This is a genomic window from Pseudomonas sp. Pseusp49 (genome assembly GCF_059491875.1).
This window is the reverse complement of record NZ_CP168514.1, coordinates 4,768,095-4,785,904: the sequence shown is the minus strand read 5'-3', so window position 1 is coordinate 4,785,904 and position 17,810 is coordinate 4,768,095. Positions and strand designations below refer to the sequence as shown.

Here is a 17,810-nt window from a genome sequence, read left to right as displayed (position 1 = left end):
CTCAGCGCCCCTTGAAGCTTGGGGTGCGTTTTTCCATGAAGGCGCCGACGCCTTCGCGATAGTCCTCGCTGCGCCCGGCCAGGCGTTGCAGGTCGCGCTCCAGTTCCAACTGTTCGTCGAAGCTGTTGCTCAGACTGGCGTTGAGGCTGCGTTTGATCAGCGCCAGACCGTAGGTGGGCTGAGTGGCGAGGTGGCGCGCCAGTTTCAGCGCTTCGTCGCGCAGGGCGGCGTCGTCCACACACTGGTAGATCAGGCCCCATTGTTCGGCCTGTTCGGCGCTCAGGCGATTGCCAAGCAAGGCCAGGGCTTTGGCTCGGGCCATGCCGACCAGCCGTGGCAAGGTCCAGGTGCCACCGGAATCGGGAATCAGGCCGATCTTGCAGAACGCCTGGATGAAACTGGCCGAACGCGCCGCCAGCACCAGGTCGCAGGCCAGCGGAATGTTGGCGCCGGCACCGGCGGCGACGCCGTTGACCGCGCAGATCACCGGCAGCGGCAGGTCGCGCAACTGGCGGATCAGCGGGTTGTAGAACTTCTCGATGGATTCGCCCAGGTCCGGCACGGCACTGCCCGGCGCGACATTGCGGTCGCTCAGGTCCTGCCCGGCGCAGAAGCCGCGACCTTCACCGGTCAGCAGTAGAACGCGCACGTCCGGGTTCTGCCGCACTTGCTTGAGTGCTTCTTTCACTTCGCCGTGCATCTGGGTGTTGAAGCTGTTGAGCTGGTCTGGCCGGTTGAGGCTGAGCAGGGCGACGCCGGCGTCGATGGAAAACAGGATGTGTTCGAAGTTCATGGTCTGGGCGTTCTCTTGGCAGTCGTTCGAATTCGTTTAATTACTGGCCGGTGAAGGTCGGCGCGCGTTTTTCCTGGAAGGCCGCAATGCCTTCGTCGCGGTCGCGGGTGCCGGCCAGCACGGTGAAGGCGTGGCGCTCGAAGCGCAGGCCGCTGGCCAGGTCGGTGTCCATGGCCTTGAGCAGCGCTTCCTTGGCCAGGCGTACGGCCAGTGGCGCCTTGGCGGCAATGCCCCGGGCGATGTGCAGGGCGCGATCGACGGTGAACTCCGGCTGAGTCACTTCGCTGACCAGGCCGGCGCGCTGGGCCTGGCGGGCGTCGATCGGCTCACCCGTGAGGACCATCTGCATGGCCATGGATTTACCGACGGCGCGCAGCAGACGCTGGGTGCCACCTGCACCGGGCATGATCCCGAGGTTGATTTCCGGCTGGCCGAAGCGCGCGTCTTCCCCGGCAATGATGATGTCGGCGTGCATCGCCAGTTCGCAGCCACCGCCGAGGGCGAAGCCGTTGACCGCGGCGATCAGCGGTTTGCTGAAGCGGGTGATGGTTTGCCACGAGGCCTGGCGCGGGTCGTCGAGGATGCCGACCAGGTTGCGTTCGGCCATTTCCTTGATGTCGGCACCAGCGGCGAAGGCCTTGCGGCTGCCGGTGAGGACCACGGCACGGGTGTCGGGGTCGACTTGTGCGGCGTTCAGTTCGGCGGCCAGCTCGCCCAGCAATTCAGTGGTCAAGGCGTTCAGGGCTTGCGGGCGCTGCAGGGTAATCAGGCGGACGCCAGGCTCGATCAATTCGACGGCAAGGGTCAGAGGCATGGCGGATGCTCTCGCGGTGCACGCTCGGCGTGGTGCCGGCTCGTTATTGGATCGGCCGCAGGGGCCGGTTTTGCCCAAGTATAGCTACAACGTGATACGCAAATGCAATACGAAAATAGATTTAATGTGTCTTAATTGTGTGGCTTTCGATTGTTCGTCTTCCTGGTAGAAGGGCGCTTGTAACGGGTTTTTCCTTGAATTCATTGGGTTTTATAGCGTTTTTATGGACGCATTGGTTTTCGTCGGAAAGGGGCCTTTCAAGTGATACGGTTTTTAGTCTTTGTACTGGTAAAAATGATGTGATACAAAATAGACCATTATTTGCATCGCTTTGCGAAGGAACCTGCCATGACCTGCTACAGCCTTGATGGCCTGACTCCGGTGGTTGACCCGAGCGCTTATGTGCACCCGTCGGCCGTATTGATCGGCGATGTAATCATCGGCCCGCATTGCTATGTCGGTCCGCTGGCCAGCCTGCGCGGGGACTTCGGGCGGATCGTGCTGGAGGAGGGCGCCAACCTGCAGGACACCTGCGTGATGCACGGTTTCCCCGACAGCGACACAGTGGTGGAGCGCAACGGCCACATCGGCCACGGCGCGGTGCTGCACGGATGCCGGATCGGCGCCGATGCGCTGGTGGGCATGAATGCGGTGGTGATGGACAACGCCCGGATCGGTCCGCGTTCATTCGTGTCGGCGGCGGCGTTCGTCAAGGCCGGTTTCGAATGCCCGGAACAGTCGCTGGTCATGGGCGCACCGGCCAGCATCAAGCGCAGCCTCAGCGATCAGGAAGTGGCGTGGAAACAGGCCGGCACCCGGGAGTATCAGCAACTGGCCCAGCGTTGCCTCGAGCAGATGCAGGTGTGCGAGCCGCTGAGCGAACCGGAACCGGATCGCCCGCGTATCAGCGACAGTGGGTTGCGGCCAAAAGGCAGTGTTTCGTGAACACAGGTCCCCTGTGGGAGCGGGCTTGCTCGCGAAAGCGGAGTGTCAGACGACAAATTTATCGACTGACATACCGCCTTCGCGAGCAAGCCCGCTCCCACAAGGGATCGGGATTAACCCATTAGCTTTCGGTATATTCCTTTTCTTTTTTTGCACGGAACGCCCATGTCGTCCCTGACTCCCTTGAACCACCTGATTACCCGCTTCCAGGAGCAGACGCCGATCCGCGCCAGTTCCTTGATCATCACGTTGTACGGGGATGCCATCGAACCCCATGGCGGCACCGTGTGGCTGGGCAGCCTGATTCAGTTGCTCGAACCCATCGGCATCAACGAACGGCTGATCCGCACCTCGATTTTTCGCCTGACCAAGGAAGGCTGGCTGACCGCCGAGAAAGTCGGTCGCCGCAGTTACTACAGCCTGACCGGCACCGGCCGTCGCCGTTTCGACAAGGCCTTCAAGCGGGTCTACAGCACCACGATGCCGGCCTGGGATGGTTCCTGGTGCCTGGTGATGCTTTCGCAACTGACCCAGGACAAACGCAAACAGGTGCGCGAGGAACTGGAATGGCAAGGCTTCGGCGCGATTTCGCCGGTGGTGCTGGCCTGTCCGCGCAGCGACCGTTCCGACGTCAACGCGACCCTGCTCGACCTCGGCGCCCAGGAGGACACCATCGTCTTCGAAACCACCGCCCAGGATGTACTGGCCTCCAAGGCCCTGCGCCTGCAGGTACGCGAGAGCTGGAACATCGAGGAGTTGGCCGCGCATTACAGCGAGTTCATCCAGTTGTTCCGGCCGCTGTGGCAAGCCCTGCGCGAGCAGGAAAACCTGCAACCGGCCGACTGCTTCCTGGCGCGGGTGCTGTTGATTCACGAGTACCGCAAGCTGCTGCTGCGCGACCCGCAATTACCGGACGAGTTGCTGCCCGGCGACTGGGAAGGCCGCGCCGCCCGCCAGTTGTGCCGCAACATTTACCGTTTGATCTACGCCAAGGCCGAAGAATGGCTGAACGCTGCACTGGAAACGGCAGACGGCCCGTTGCCGGATGTCGGTGAAAGCTTCTATCGGCGTTTTGGCGGACTGAAGTAGCACGTCACTGTTCAGGGAGTGGTGCGGTTCAGGAGACTCGAAGCATCCGGTGTCGTGTGGAATGACGTAGACAATAAAAATAAGCCTGCGTGAGGCCTGACATGATTTCTACAACAGCACAGCGCCATGAAGGGTTCGACCAGTGGATCCATCAGATCAACCAGATCTGTGGCGCCTTCAACGCACAACCCCTGGGCAGCGAATTTGCCGGGCGCATCCGCGAATACCAGAGCGATGCGCTCAAACTCAGTTTCGTCGACGTGTGCCAGGCGCGTTTGTACCGTACGCCCCAGGAAGTCGCGGCGGGCGAGGGCGGCAAGTATTTCGCGGTGTTCCAGCTCGACGGCACGGCGGGCATGGCCCAGGGCGACGACAAGGTCTTGCTGTCCCCCGGCGACATCACGCTGATCGATGCCTCGCGCCCCAGCGATTTCACCTACGGCGAAAACTCCCGGCAGTTGTCGCTGATCCTGCCGTATCAACTGGTCGAGCAAACCCTGCGCTTCAACCCGGTCAAGTGCGGCCACCGGATTGCCGCGTCCTCGCCCATCGCCATGCTCTCGCACCGGTTGATCCTCGACGCCACCCGCCAGCAGCACCTGACCCGCCAGGAAAGCGAAGCGACCCTGGAGGCGATCGTCAGCCTGCTGCGCCCGGCGATCAGCCAGGCCGACGACTGCACCGATGTCCATGAGCGGATCTTCCGCAAGACGCTCACCTGTATCGACGAAAACATTCGCTCCGAAGACCTGTGCCCGGAATGGCTGGCGCGGGAAGTCGGCATGTCCACTCGCGGCCTGTACCGGATGTTTGCCAAGAAGGGGTTGGTGGTGGCGCGCTACATCAAGAACCGCCGCCTGGACCTGTGCGCCGAATCCCTGCGCCAATCGGGCAAGGAGCAGAAGTTGTCGGTGCTGGGGTATTCGTGGGGGTTTTCCGATTCGAGCTACTTCTCCACCGCGTTCAAATCGCGCTTCGGCATTGCGCCGGGGGAGTATCGCAAGCGGTATGCCTGATATCTCAATGGCAATGCATCGCCCATGTGGGAGTGGGCTTGCCCGCGAAGACTGAGTGTCAGTCGATATCAATGCTATCTGACACACCGCTATCGCGGGCAAGCCCGCTCCCACAGGGTTTTGTTTGTAGCCTATTCGCGGCGTTCATCAAAAAGCTCTACGGTTTGAGCATTTGGCTGAACGCCTCCAGCTCACTTCTCTCCAGATCGGAAACCAGCACGAAGCGCATGTGGTTTTCTTGCCAGGACACGACATTGAAACCTCGGATCGTCTGGCTCTGTCGCGGCTTGTCGGCCGCCTGCACGGGCAAGATGAACACATTGATTATGTGCTTGGCCCGGCCATAACTCAGGGCCGCCGTGGTCTGATGCTGCAGATAATCCAGCCGTCCGCCCAGCAGGGGAAAACCTTGTGCGGAGTAATCGAATACCGGCGGCGAGAAGTCGAGTTTGCCGGTGAACCAGGGCTTCACGGTATGGTGGTCGGACGACACCACATCGTTCAAATGCTCGCCCATCAACGAACGCACATGGCTGGAGACCGCCTCGTCCATCAAAGGCTGTTCGCTGCCCGGCGTCGCTACATATAACACCACCGCGAAGGCCAGAGCCGCCGCTGAAAAAGCGGGTGCGAACCATTGGCGCCAACGCTCGACGAAGCTGGCTGCCGGGGGAGCAGGGGGGAACACCAGCGCAGTCAATGATGCCGGCGCTGCGTAATACGGCGCCCGTTGCTTCACACCGGCCTTCAGCAGCTTCGTTTGATCATGCAACCGCGAACACTCGGCGCACTCGGTCAGATGCCCGGCCACGTTCGCAGCCGCCGCCGAATCAAGTTCCTGGTCCATATAGCCATGCATCAGCGTCTGGCAAACCGTGCAGTCGAGTTCATTCATGATCGTGCAACTTCAGTAGTTCGAGCTTGAGCATCGCCCGCGCCCTGGCCAGCCTCGACATGACGGTGCCGATGGGAATGTCGACCACCAGGGCGATGTCCTTGTAGGGCATGTCTTCGAGTTCCTTGAGCACGATCACCTCGCGAAACGCCGGCGGCAGGGCGCACAGGGCTTGCTGGATCAGCGCCGCATTTTCGTTGTGGATGGCCAGCAGTTCCGGGGTCTGGCTGTGGCTGAGTGCCTTGTCGTCTTCGGGGAGTTCATCGCCGATGGCGACCCAATTGTGGCCGGCCGAAGTTTTGAGCCAGGTGTAGCTTTCATTGCGCACGATGGTCAGGAACCAGGCCTTGGCGTTGCCATTGGCGAAGCGGTGCAAAAACCTGAAGGCGCGCAAGGCACTTTCCTGCACGACATCGGATGCGGCGCTGTCGTTGCCGGTGAGCCAGCGCGCGAGGTTGTAAGCGGCGTCCAGGTGGGGTGCAAACAGTTCCTCAAATCGCTTCATAGTGGTTTCCGCACTGTCCCACCTCTATAACCGTGAAGCGGCGCATTTTATTCCCGGAAAAAAACATGTTTTTTCATCTGGAATAAAGTCCTGTCCCGCTCGGTTTACCTCGTGTCAGCTACATCACCCGCTTCACCACTGTAGTACGCCACCGAGGGCATACCGATGGACATTCATGCAAAAAACCAACGACGCACCGACGGCCCGCTCAACCCCGATCGCCGTACGCTGCTCAAGTGCTCGGCATGGGCCGGGGCAGGCGTGATCTGGGCCATGAGCGGCGGCATTCCCCGGGCCTTCGCCCTGGATGAGGCGGGCAATGTTTCCAACCCCAAGGCGCTCGCCAGCACCTTCCACTTCGTGCAGATCAGCGACTCGCACATCGGTTTCAACAAGGAGGCCAACCCGGAACCGCTCAAGACCTTGCAAGTGGCGATCGACAAGGTCATTGCGCTGCCAAAACGACCCTCGCTGATCCTGCACACCGGTGATATCACCCACCTGTCCAAAGCCGACGAGTTCGACACCGCCGCACAATTGCTTAACGGCCTGCCGTCCACCGTGCACTACGTGCCGGGTGAGCACGACACCCTCGACGAGGGCGGCGGCAAGCTTTATCTGGAGCGTTACGGCAAGGGCACCAAAGGCAATGGCTGGTACAGTTTCGATGACCACGGCGTGCACTTCATTGCGCTGGTGAACGTCTTCAACTTCCAGGCGGGCCGTGAAGCGACTCTGGGCGCCGAACAACTGGCCTGGCTGGCCGACGACTTGCGCGCGGTGACCAGCAGCACGCCAATCGTGGTGTTTACCCATATTCCGTTGTGGACGATTTATCAGCCGTGGGGCTGGGGTACCGAGGATGGCGATCAGGCGATCGCCATGCTGCGCAAGTACGGTTCGGTGACGGTGTTGAATGGGCATATCCACCAGGTCATCCAGAAGGTCGAAGGCAATATCACTTTCCATACCGCTCGCGGCACGGCTTATCCACAACCCGCGCCGGGCACTGCGCCGACACCGGGACCGATGACGGTAGCGGCTGATCAGTTGCGCAATTATCTGGGAGTCACCGATGTGCGAGCGACCCAGGGGGAGCACCCGCTGGCGCTGATCGATTCGACACTGGTTTAGGGAGGCGGTGCAATGAAAACGCGATTGTTGGCCGTTGCCTGCCTGATGGTATCGATGCCGGTGTGGGCTCAGGAGGTGAAAATCGACATCAAGGAATTCATGTTCGGCCCCAAGGATCTGAACGTGGCTGTGGGCACAAAAGTGACGTGGGTTAACGACGACGAGATCCCGCACACGGTGGCGGAATCCCACAAGGTGTTTCGCTCCGGGGCGCTGGATACCGGTGACAGCTATTCCTGGGTGTTCGACACGCCGGGGGAGTATGAGTATTTTTGCGCGCTGCATCCGCAGATGCTCGGCAAGATTGTGGTGAGCCAGTAAACATGTCCCCTGTAGGAGCGAGCTTGCTCGCGAAAAACTCGAAGGCGCCGCTGGGCATCTGGTTTTACGCGTAATCGTTCACGCTCATCGCGAGCAAGCTCGCTCCTACAGGGGGCACGTATTTTTTATTCCGGGGTGCTGAGGTTCAACGTCGGCGTTTCATCGAAGAAGTTCCACGGCTTGAGCAGCACGTGCACCCATTCGGTCGGCATGATCGGCCATTCCTCGGCGCGGGCGATGTGGGTGGTGCCGGTGGTCAGCCAGACCACATCGTCGGTGTTCTCGATGGAGTGGTTGTCCTGGGTGAATTGCCCCAGGCCCGAGTCCTTGTCCGAGCGGTTCGGGTACTTGCCTTCCGGGTATTTTTCCTCGGGGTTGTATTGGGTCACCCACAGTTGCTTGTCCATGAAGCTCAGGCGGTGATAGAGCCATTCGTCCTTGCCGAAGTTGGCGCCCTTGGCCACCGGGTGGGTGCCGCCGGCGTATGGAATCAGTTGATAGGAAACCGGGTTGCCGACCTTGTTCTCCTTGCTGAAGTTGGTCAGCAGGCGCACGGTCGACGGGTCGAATTTCTGCGCCGCTTGCTGCTCGGTACCGACCACTTTGGTTTCGGTCTGCATGGTGCTGGTGCGCGGGCCGCCACGGTCGTTGGGCAGCACCACCGGGTTCACTTCCACCAGTGAGTTCTGCTCGCCGTCCACGTCCATGTCGAGGCGGAAGTTGTAGATGTGCTGGTGCGTGGTGCCGACGATGTTGTGATCGAGCAGGGTGCCGTAGCGGGTGTCTTCCCTGGCGGTGTCTTCGTGCATGGTTTTGGACTTCACGCCCTTGACCGCTTCGATGCCGGTGGCGCCGGCGTCGATGCCGATGGTGCCGTTCTGCTGGAAGACCCAGTCGAAGATGTAGTCGTAGTTGCCGACGGTGCTGATCCAGCGCACCACCAGTTCACGGCGCTCGGTGCTGAGGTTGGGCTGGCCCATTTCCTGGTGTTTGTATTCAGGCCCGGCGTAGCGTTCGAACACCGCCATGGCGCGGGGGATCGCGGTCGGTGCGCCGGTGTAGTCGGCGATGGTGGCGTCCAGCAGCACGGCGTTTTGCGGGGCGTCTTTGCCACGGGCAATCGGCGAGGTCAGGGTGCCCATGCCGTAGTCGCCGGAGTCGAGGTAGGCCTTGAAGTACCAGCCGACATCCGGGTCGCCGTAAGGCACGATCATGCCGCCCAGCGAGCCTTCGTACATGATCTTGCGTTTCTTGCCCTTGTCGTCGTAGGTGACGGTGGACAGGATCGGCCCGACCCGCGAATCGAGGCGAACGTGGAAGTCCCAGTTCTGCCAGTGAATGCTGTTGCCGCTGATGGTGTAGTTCTTGCCCTCGGGTTCGATGATTTCCAGCGGCTTGACTGCGACGCCCTGGCGTCCGCGTCCGTCATACGGCGTCGGTTTCATCGGCACCGGGATCAGCGCGTCGTCTTCGATCTTGATCAGTTTCTTCTGTTCCAGATCGACAATCGCCACCAGGCCCTCGATCGGGTGCGCCCAGTAGTTGCCGTCACCGGTGTTGAGGTAGCTGACGATTTTCAGCAGGCGCTTGTCCTGCGCCAGGCCGTCCTTGCCGTCGAAGTAACCGACGGTCAGTGGCGTGGCCACGACCTTCTTCACGTCGTTGATGCCGCGCTTGGCCAGGGCCTGGGCGTATTCCGGGCTGGTCTCGACGGCCGACTGTACCGTTGCGAAGTCGTCCAGCAAGACCATGCCGTGGGCGCCTTCGATCGGCTTCCAGGACTTGAGTGTCTTGGTGTCGAGATCCACCAGCGCTTCGATCACGTGTTTGCCGTCGAGCACCACGATCGAGGCCTCGCGCGGCTGGGCGACGTTCTGCCCGGTGAGGGCGAAGTTCCACACCTGATCCTTGGGCGGCGCCTTGACCGAGACTTCGGTGAAACGGAAACCGGGCTTGTAGTTGTCCGATTTCTTGACGATGTCCACGGCCGTGGTGATTTCGGCGGCGCTCAGGGGGTTGAGCGGGTTGGGGCGGGTCTCGACGACGAAGGTCTTGTCCAGCCCGGACTGGAACACCTGGTTGATGAAGTCGGTGGACATGAACGCCTTATGGTCCTTGAACACCACCGGCACCGTCAGCTCGATGCGCTTGCCGTTGAGCATCGCCACTTTGCTCTCGGGCTTGACCTTGAGATAGACCCCGTCCTTGGCAATGGTGAACAGGTTGGCGTAGTCGTCCCATTTCACCGTGGCACCAAAGGCCTCCAGACCCTCTTGCAGCGGCACCATGTCGGCATGACCGCCGTGGGCCTGGGCATTGTCCGCCCAGTAAGGCAGGCCAAGCGTGCCCAGCGTGATAGCCAGGGCGAGGCGGGCCAGCGGTTTTCTGTTTCGCAGTGCAAGGGAGGTGAACATTCTGGGTTCCTTCGGAAAAGCCGATAACAGCCATGCCCGCACTTTGCTACAGCCAGTGAATGGCTGCATTGGGAATCCTGCCAAAAACCTTTGGATCTGTGCCTGATAGAGCGTAGTAGGGCGGATTCTGATCGCTTTGCTATCAGTTGTCGTACAACGATGAATGGTCGATGATCCCTTTCAAAACTGACAAGGGAGTGAGCGGTGAGTCGCGCTACCTGCGTCCAAGAGCCCGTTTAACGGGGTTATTCGATTATATATCGCATTTTCAAGACGGTCAGGCCGTTCAGATCTAAGGAGTTTTCTTGTTGACAGTGGCCCATGGGACTGGCTATAAATCTCCCAAGTCATACGACGACATATGACATGAACGTCCAAATTAAAATAAAAAGAGTGTCGACCTCAACATGAATCCAATCGCCTCCCTCTCGCCCCTGAAGCTCCCGTGTTCAGCCATCGGCTTCCATGTGCACGCACCCTTGCGCCCGTTACCCGTGACAACCCGTCACTGACTCGCCTGAGAAACGCAGGCTGAGCAATCAGTCCCTGCTTCCCAGTGGGTTGTCTGATGAGTTGTCCGAAACCAGTTGGCCCGATCCCTCGGCGGAATATGGCCCGTTTCGTCGTGGACCGATGCATTGAAGTGAAGCCCGGTGGCCCAATTGATCTCGTTTTACACCGAGAGATCATCACCCAAAATCTACAATAAAGTGATGCCATGAACTTGAACGAGCCCATTACTGCGCAACGCGTCAGCCAGTCTGTCGGTAAATACCGATGGACCATTTGTGCATTGTTGTTTTTTGCAACCACCGTCAATTACCTCGACCGCCAGGTGCTGAGCCTGCTGGCGCCGGATCTGTCGAGGCAGTTTGGCTGGAGCAACACCGATTACGCCAACATTGCCGCCGTCTTCCAGTTCACCTACGCGATTTCCATGCTGTTCGCGGGCCGTGTAGTGGACAAGATCGGCACCAAGGCCGCTTTTGTGGTGGCGATTTGCATTTGGTCGACCGGCGCCGTCATGCACGCCTTTGCAGAACCCATGGGCGAGGGTATTGCCGCCATCTGTAGCGCGCTCGGTATTGCGGTCATCCCGGTCTCGATCGCCGGCTTCATGCTGTCGCGCGCCGTGCTGGCGGTCGGTGAATCGGCCAACTTCCCGACCGCAATCAAGGTCACCGCTGAGTATTTCCCGAAGAAGGAACGCTCCTTCGCCACCGGCATCTTCAACTCCGGGGCCAACGTCGGCGCGATCCTGGCACCCATTTCGGTGCCGCTGATCGCTGGCCTGTGGGGCTGGCAGACCGCGTTCATCGTGATCGGCATGCTGGGCTTTATCTGGATGGGCGTATGGCTGGTGTTGTACGACAAGCCGGAGCAGCAGAAGCGCCTGTCGGCGCAGGAACTGGCGCACATCCACAGTGATTCCCCCGCCAGCGCCGCTGTGCAGACGGGCGTCGGCAAAAAGGTTTCGTGGTTCCAATTGCTGAAATACCGTCAGACCTGGGCGTTCGCCTTCGGCAAGTTCATGACCGATGGTGTGTGGTGGTTCTTTCTGTTCTGGCTTCCGACCTACCTGTCGGAGCAGTACGGCCTGAAAGGCGCAGCCATCGTGGTGCCACTGGCGGTGTTGTACAGCATGACCATGGTCGGCAGTATCGGCGGCGGCTGGTTCCCCAGCTATTTCATGGCACGTGGCGACAAGCCGTATGACGGCCGCATGAAAGCCATGCTGGTGATTGCCGTTTTCCCGCTGGTCGTGCTGTTGGCGCAGCCATTGGGGCACATCAGCGTCTGGGTGCCGGTGTTGCTGATTGGTGTGGGCGCGTCGGCGCATCAGGCCTGGTCGGCCAACATCTTCACCACAGTGTCCGACATGTTCCCGCAAAAGACCGTCGCGTCCGTGGTCGGCATTGGTGGTATGGCGGGTGGGTTGGGCGGAGTCTTGCTGACCAAGGTCGGTGGCTGGGTGTTCGACTACTACAAATCGGTGGGTGAAATCCGTACCGGCTACATGATCATGTTCGCCGTCTGCGCGCTGGCCTATCTGGTGGCGTGGAGTGTGATGAAGATGCTGGTGCCTCGCCACAAGGAAATTACCGACCTCTGAGTGACGGCTTCGAGGGTACCTGCAAGACGGACTAACCCGTCGGATTGAACAAGGCCGCTGAGCAATCAGCGGCCTTTTTTCGTTACCTGTAGGAGCTGCCGAAGGCTGCGATCTTTTGATCTTTCTTGCAAAAATCAAAGTCAAAAGATCGCAGCCTTCGGCAGCTCCTACAGGGGGCGTGTTTGAGGTCGGAAGCGATTGCTTTGGTTTAATAAGAAGCATTACTATTCACGCCCCGTTTCCACAGCACAGCGCAATGACCCTCAAGCTGCCCCGCAGACACGGCTTTTTCGAGCATTACGAAGAGTTGGTTGGTACCTGGACCCGTCGCCTGAGGAATCGTCAGCAGGCCGAGGACCTGGCCCACGACACCTTCGTGCGGGTGCTTGAGTCCGATTCGGCGCGGGTGGAACAGCCCCGGGCGTATTTGCACCAGACCGCGCGCAACATTGCCGTGGATGGTTACCGGCGTGAGGACCGGCGGGGCGCCATGGAGTCAGAGGCGATCGATCTCAGTGAGTCGCCGACCGGCGACCCGGAGCATTTCATGCACGCGATCCAGCTGGCCGATTCCATCGAACGTGCGCTCACCGAGTTGCCGGTCAACTGCCGCAAGGTGTTTGTCTGGCAGAAAATCGAGGGCCTGACCCAGGCCGAAATCGCCGAACGCCTGGGGCTGTCCAAGAACATGGTGGAAAAGTATATGATCCGCACGCTTCGGCACCTGCGCGATCGCCTGGACGGGTTGCAGTCATGATGCGCTGCGGCCATGAACCTACCCGTAGGAGCTGCCGAAGGCTGCGATCTTTTGGCGGCCTTGGCGTTGCCGAAGATCAAAAGATCGCAGCCTTCGGCAGCTCCTACGCCAAGCCGATGCGGTGTGATGATTTTTCCCCGGCCCAACAGGAACTTCCATGATGGATACTCGTGATTGTGCGTGCGGGCAAACAAGGGTTCGCGATGACGCGGCGCTATGGTTTGTACGTTTGCAGGAACCTGTCGTCAATGTCGAAGTGCGTCGCCGGTTCCAGGCCTGGCTGGACCAACACCCCCAACACCGAAACGAATTCGACGTGCTCCAGAGTTTGTGGAGCGCCGCCGATTTGCTACCGGCGGCGCGTTTGCGTGCCTTGTGTGAAACTCCGCCAGCCCTGAAAAAACCTCGCCCGGTGCTGCGTTACGCGGTAGCCGCCAGCGTGCTCGCGGTGGCGCTTGGCCTGGGTCTGTTCAGCAGCCTGGATCATCCGGCGCCTTACACCGCCGAGTTTTCAACGGCCCTGAATGAGCGGCGCCATGTGGCGTTGCCGGACGGTTCGGCGGTGGATCTGGACAGCCGCAGCCGGATTCAGGTGCGTTTTGAAAAGGGTCAACGCCACGTTGAGCTGAGCGAAGGTGAAGCGATGTTCAGCGTCGCGCACGACACCCGCCGACCCTTTGTGGTCGAGTCGGGCAGCGGCAAGGTCACGGTCACCGGCACCCGGTTCGACGTACGCCGTGGCGCCAGCGAGACCCGGGTGGTGGTGGAGCAGGGCACGGTCAAGGTCCAGGGGCGCGAGGCTGCCGATCACGATTTCATCAATCTGACAGCAGGCCTGGGCACCCACGTCGATGCCCAGGGCAAGGTCGCGGCCGCCTACGCCGTCAACCCGGCGGAAATGACTGCCTGGCGCAGCGGCAAACTGGTGTTCAACAACGCCAGCCTGGCCGACGTCGCCGAGCAGGTCTCACGTTATCGGGAGAAACCGCTCAAGGTCGCCAGCGCAGCGGTCGGCGATCTGCGCCTGACCAGCGTGTTCAAGTCCGACAACACCGATGCACTGCTCAAGGCCTTGCCGAGCATTCTGCCGGTGGCCGTGCGCACCCTTGGCGATGGCAGCCAGGAAATAATTTCAAAATAAAATTCAGGTTTTTTTCGAGTTCATCGTCTTCCTGTTCAACTGCAACTGGTTTGCATTAACAAGCGCACACTTTTGCGATCCACAGGATTACGTTCGACGTGAAAAACTCCACCGCTAAAAACAACAAATTCCCCTGGTTGCCGCTGGCGCTCGCCATCGCGGTCAACGTTGCGCTGCCCCAGGCCTTTGCCGCCGACGGCATCCGCATCCCGGCGCAACCCTTGGGACAAGCCTTGAGCCAGTTGGGCCAGCAAACCTCGCTTCAGGTGTTCTTCAGCCCTGAGCTGGTCGCCGGCAAACAGGCTCCGGCGGTGGACGGCAATATGTCCCCGGAAGACGCACTGCGCCAGTTGCTGCAAGGCAGCGGCCTGCAATACCAGATCGATGAAGGATCGGTGACTCTGATGCCGGCGCCGACTTCGGCGGCCAACGGCCCGCTGGAGCTGGGTGTGACCGACATCAAGGTGGTGGGCGACTGGCTCGATGACGCCGATGCCGCCTTGGTGCAGAACCACCCTGGCGCACGAACGGTGGTCCGCCGCGAAGCCATGGTCGAACAGGGCGCGATGAACGTCGGCGAGGTGTTGAAACGGGTTCCCGGCGTGCAAGTGCAGGACGCCAACGGCACCGGTGGCAGCGACATTTCCCTCAACGTCGGCGTGCGTGGCCTGACTTCGCGCCTGTCGCCTCGCTCCACCGTGCTGATCGACGGCATCCCGGCGGCGTTCGCGCCCTACGGGCAGCCACAACTGTCCATGGCACCGATTTCCTCCGGCAACCTCGACAGCATCGACGTGGTACGCGGTGCCGGCTCCGTGCGCTACGGACCGCAAAACGTCGGCGGTGTGATCAACTTCGTGACCCGCGCGATCCCGGAACAGGCCTCCGCGGAAATCGGCACCACCCTGGAAACGTCGCAGCACGGTGGCTGGAAACACATCGACACGGCGTTCATGGGCGGCACCGCGGACAACGGCATGGGCGTGGCGCTGTTGTACTCCGGCGTGAATGGCAACGGTTACCGTGAAAGCAACAACGGCAACGACATCGACGACGTGATCCTCAAGACCCATTGGGCGCCGACCGATGTCGACGATTTCAGCCTCAACTTCCACTACTACGACGCCAAGGCCGACATGCCCGGCGGCCTGACCCAGGCGCAGTACGACGCCGACCCGTTCCAGTCGGTGCGCGACTACGACAGCTTCAGCGGCCGTCGCAAGGATGTGTCGTTCAAGTGGGCGCGGCAGATCGACGATCGCACCCAGGCCGAAGTGCTGACTTACTACACCGACAGTTTTCGTGGCAGCACCATCGCCTCGCGTGACCTGAAGACACTCAATTCCTATCCGCGCAGCTACTACACCTTCGGTATCGAACCACGGGTGTCCCATGTGTTCGATGTGGGCCCGACCATCCAGGAAGTCAGCGTCGGTTATCGCTACCTGAAAGAAGCCATGCACGAAGAGGCCAGCCGAGTGGCGCTGGTCAACAACGAGCCCGTCGTGCGTCCGGGGGCGGACGGCCATGTCTATCAAGACCGCACCGGTGGAACCGAGGCCAATTCGGTCTACGTCGACAACAAGATCGACGTGGGCAACTGGACCGTCACCCCGGGTATTCGCTTCGAACACATCAACACCGATTGGCATGACCGCCCGGTACTCGATACGGCCGGTAAACCGGTGGCGGAGAAAAAACGCAGCATCGAAAGCAACGAGCCGCTGCCGGCCCTGAGCGTGATGTACCACATGTCCGAGGCCTGGAAGCTGTTCGCCAACTACGAAACCTCGTTCGGCGCGCTGCAGTATTTCCAGCTGGGGCAGGGCGGTATCGGTAATGAGCCTGCCAACGGCCTGCAGCCGGAAAAGGCCAAGACCTACGAAATCGGTACGCGCTACAACGATGACGTGTGGGGCGGCGAGGTGACGCTGTTCTACATCGACTTCGACGACGAACTGCAATACATCAGCAACGATGTGGGCTGGACCAACCTCGGCGCGACCAAGCACCAGGGCATCGAAACCTCGGTGCACTACGATATGGCGGCGCTGGACCCACGCCTCGACGGCCTGAGCGCCAACGCCGGTTTCACCTACACCCGCGCCACTTATGAAGGTGAAATCCCGGGCTTCAAGGGCCGTGACCTGCCGTTCTACTCCCGTCAGGTGGCCACCGCCGGCCTGCGTTACGACATCAACCGCTGGACCTGGAATCTCGATGCGTTCGCCCAGTCGAAACAGCGCTCGCCGGGCACCGGGGTGAACGCCGACGGCAGTTTCAACGGCAACTACATTACCGAAGGCTCCGCCGACGGTCAGTTCGGTGATATTCCGGGTTACGTGACCTGGAACGTGCGTAGCGGCTATGACTTTGGCCCGCAGGTGTCGAACCTGAAACTGGGTGCCGGGGTGAAAAACATCTTCGACAAGCAGTACTTCACCCGCTCCAGCGACAACAACTCGGGCATGTACGTCGGCGCGCCGCGTACGTTCTTTGTGCAGGCCAGTGTCGGATTTTAACGCCTGAAGTGCAAAAGATCGCAGCCTGCGGCAGCTCCTACAGGGGGATACGATTCATGTAGGAGCTGCCGCAGGCTGCGATCTTTTCGCTGTTCAAACCCTCAACACCCTCCCGCCAATGGCCACCGCCACCAGCAGCACCGCCATCAACCCGAAGGCAAAACTCAAGCTGGCGCCATGGGCGACAAAGCCGATCAGCGCAGGCCCTGCGAGAATGCCCGCATAACCCAGGGTGGTAATGGCCGGCACGGCGATGCTCTCGGGCATGACCGTCTGCTTGCCTACAGCGGTGTACAGCACCGGCACGATGTTCGAGCAACCGGCGCCCAGCAGCGCGTAACCCACCAGCGCCGCCTCCCAACTCGAGGCGAACGTCGCCAGAAACAAGCCCGCGGCAGCCGTCAGCCCGCCGAACACAATCACCCGTGTCGCGCCCAACCGCCGTACGATTTTGTCGCCGGTCAAACGCCCGGCCGTCATGGTCAAGGCAAACGCCGCATAGCCGAGGCCCGCGTACGCCGTGTCGATGCCACGTTCCTGTGCCAGGAAGACCGCGCTCCAGTCCAGCGCTGCGCCTTCGGCGAGGAACACAATGAAGCACATGCCACCGATAAACAGGACGATGCCATGGGGCACCGCGAACGCCGGCCCTGAACTTTCACTGCCGTAGGGCAACAGGTGCGGCACGGCCCTGGCCAAGGCGATCAGCAGCATCACGATCACCACCAGCGTGGCTCCCAGTGGTGAAATCCCCAGGCCCAGCAAGCCGCTGACGCCTGCCGCACCGACGATCCCGCCCAGGCTGAACAGGCCATGGAAACCCGACATCATGTTTTTGCCGCTGGCGCGCTCGACGATCACCGCTTGCAGGTTGACCGTCGAATCCACCGTGCCGAGGCCCGCGCCGAACATGAACAGCGCCGCGATCAAGGCCGGAATCGATGACACCGTGGCCAGCAGCGGCAGGGCGGCACAGATCAGCAAGGTCCCGCCGGTCGTCACCCGCCGACAGCCGAAACGCGTGGCCAGAATCCCGGCCATCGGCATCGCCAGGATCGAACCTACCCCCAGACACAGCAGCAACAGACCCAGGGCGCCTTCATCCAGCCCGGCCCGGGCCTTGGCATAGGGCACCAGCGGCGCCCACGCGGCGATGCCGAAGCCGGCGATGAAAAAGGCGATGCGCGTCGACATCTGTTCCAGGCGGCCGGGAACGAAGGTGGTCTGGCTGTTGAGGCTGGTCATATCAATCCCTGGCAAAAAACGTCACGTCCTCAACGGACAGTAATCGACCGAGGAGGGTTCGATCAGTGCCCGGAAAGTTTTACGGTCAAACAGGGCGACATCGTTG

At 60.9% G+C, this 17,810-nt stretch carries 15 protein-coding genes; 9 read left to right on the top strand and 6 right to left on the bottom strand.

Going from position 1 to position 17,810, the window contains the following annotated elements; translation table 11 throughout:
* Position 1: 1 nt before the first annotated feature.
* Positions 2-793, bottom strand: a complete 792-nt coding sequence (paaG, locus tag ACEN83_RS21360) for a 2-(1,2-epoxy-1,2-dihydrophenyl)acetyl-CoA isomerase PaaG (RefSeq protein ID WP_258681950.1) — start codon at positions 791-793, stop codon at positions 2-4.
* A 40-nt stretch (positions 794-833) separates the two neighbouring features.
* Positions 834-1,607, bottom strand: a complete 774-nt coding sequence (paaF, locus tag ACEN83_RS21355; protein ID WP_495578341.1) for a 2,3-dehydroadipyl-CoA hydratase PaaF — start codon at positions 1,605-1,607, stop codon at positions 834-836.
* 348 nt (positions 1,608-1,955) lie between these two features.
* On the opposite strand from paaF, the gene paaY reads away from it, so the two are divergent.
* The 3 genes from paaY (at position 1,956) to feaR (ending at position 4,657) form a co-directional block, all read left to right on the top strand.
* The gene (gene paaY / locus ACEN83_RS21350; protein ID WP_218485379.1) at positions 1,956-2,552 is read left to right on the top strand and encodes a phenylacetic acid degradation protein PaaY; all 597 of its coding nucleotides are present in this window, start codon (positions 1,956-1,958) and stop codon (positions 2,550-2,552) included.
* A gap of 165 nt (positions 2,553-2,717) precedes the next feature.
* Positions 2,718-3,641, top strand: coding sequence for a phenylacetic acid degradation operon negative regulatory protein PaaX (gene paaX, locus ACEN83_RS21345; RefSeq protein WP_007972019.1), 924 nt, complete (start codon positions 2,718-2,720; stop codon positions 3,639-3,641).
* Positions 3,642-3,742: 101 nt separating this feature from the next.
* A complete protein-coding gene (gene feaR / locus ACEN83_RS21340; protein ID WP_007972018.1) occupies positions 3,743-4,657 on the top strand; it encodes a transcriptional regulator FeaR in 915 nt (304 codons plus the stop codon).
* A gap of 157 nt (positions 4,658-4,814) precedes the next feature.
* Here the strand turns inward: feaR and ACEN83_RS21335 are convergent, their stop codons facing one another.
* On the bottom strand, positions 4,815-5,552 hold the full coding sequence (locus ACEN83_RS21335; protein ID WP_495578340.1) for an anti-sigma factor family protein: 738 nt from the start codon (positions 5,550-5,552) through the stop codon (positions 4,815-4,817).
* Complete coding sequence (locus ACEN83_RS21330) at positions 5,545-6,057, bottom strand: sigma-70 family RNA polymerase sigma factor (RefSeq protein WP_495578339.1); 513 nt, start codon at positions 6,055-6,057, stop codon at positions 5,545-5,547. The genes ACEN83_RS21335 and ACEN83_RS21330 overlap by 8 nt, the downstream gene beginning before the upstream one ends.
* A 165-nt stretch (positions 6,058-6,222) precedes the next feature.
* Between ACEN83_RS21330 and ACEN83_RS21325 the strand changes: the two genes are divergently transcribed.
* Both ACEN83_RS21325 and ACEN83_RS21320 read left to right on the top strand, forming a co-directional pair.
* Positions 6,223-7,191, top strand: coding sequence for a metallophosphoesterase family protein (locus tag ACEN83_RS21325; protein ID WP_116581537.1), 969 nt, complete (start codon positions 6,223-6,225; stop codon positions 7,189-7,191).
* A gap of 12 nt (positions 7,192-7,203) precedes the next feature.
* A complete protein-coding gene (locus ACEN83_RS21320) occupies positions 7,204-7,512 on the top strand; it encodes a cupredoxin domain-containing protein (protein WP_116581538.1) in 309 nt (102 codons plus the stop codon).
* A gap of 125 nt (positions 7,513-7,637) precedes the next feature.
* Here the strand turns inward: ACEN83_RS21320 and tynA are convergent, their stop codons facing one another.
* A complete protein-coding gene (gene tynA, locus ACEN83_RS21315) occupies positions 7,638-9,926 on the bottom strand; it encodes a primary-amine oxidase (protein ID WP_495578338.1) in 2,289 nt (762 codons plus the stop codon).
* Positions 9,927-10,644: 718 nt separating this feature from the next.
* Between tynA and ACEN83_RS21310 the strand changes: the two genes are divergently transcribed.
* From ACEN83_RS21310 to ACEN83_RS21295, 4 genes are all read left to right on the top strand, one after another.
* Positions 10,645-12,039 carry an MFS transporter gene (locus ACEN83_RS21310; protein WP_495578337.1) on the top strand — a complete coding sequence of 465 codons (1,395 nt, stop codon included), beginning with the start codon at positions 10,645-10,647 and terminating at the stop codon, positions 12,037-12,039.
* Between the two features lie 256 nt (positions 12,040-12,295).
* The gene (locus ACEN83_RS21305; protein WP_008021652.1) at positions 12,296-12,796 is read left to right on the top strand and encodes a sigma-70 family RNA polymerase sigma factor; all 501 of its coding nucleotides are present in this window, start codon (positions 12,296-12,298) and stop codon (positions 12,794-12,796) included.
* Positions 12,797-12,953: 157 nt separating this feature from the next.
* Complete coding sequence (locus ACEN83_RS21300) at positions 12,954-13,937, top strand: FecR family protein (protein ID WP_495578336.1); 984 nt, start codon at positions 12,954-12,956, stop codon at positions 13,935-13,937.
* Positions 13,938-14,035: 98 nt separating this feature from the next.
* Positions 14,036-16,459: a TonB-dependent siderophore receptor gene (locus ACEN83_RS21295; protein WP_495578335.1), complete on the top strand. Its 2,424-nt coding sequence runs from the start codon at positions 14,036-14,038 to the stop codon at positions 16,457-16,459.
* A 93-nt stretch (positions 16,460-16,552) separates the two neighbouring features.
* Here ACEN83_RS21295 and ACEN83_RS21290 read toward each other — a convergent pair whose 3' ends face one another.
* A complete protein-coding gene (locus ACEN83_RS21290; protein ID WP_495578334.1) occupies positions 16,553-17,704 on the bottom strand; it encodes an MFS transporter in 1,152 nt (383 codons plus the stop codon).
* Positions 17,705-17,810: the final 106 nt, after the last annotated feature.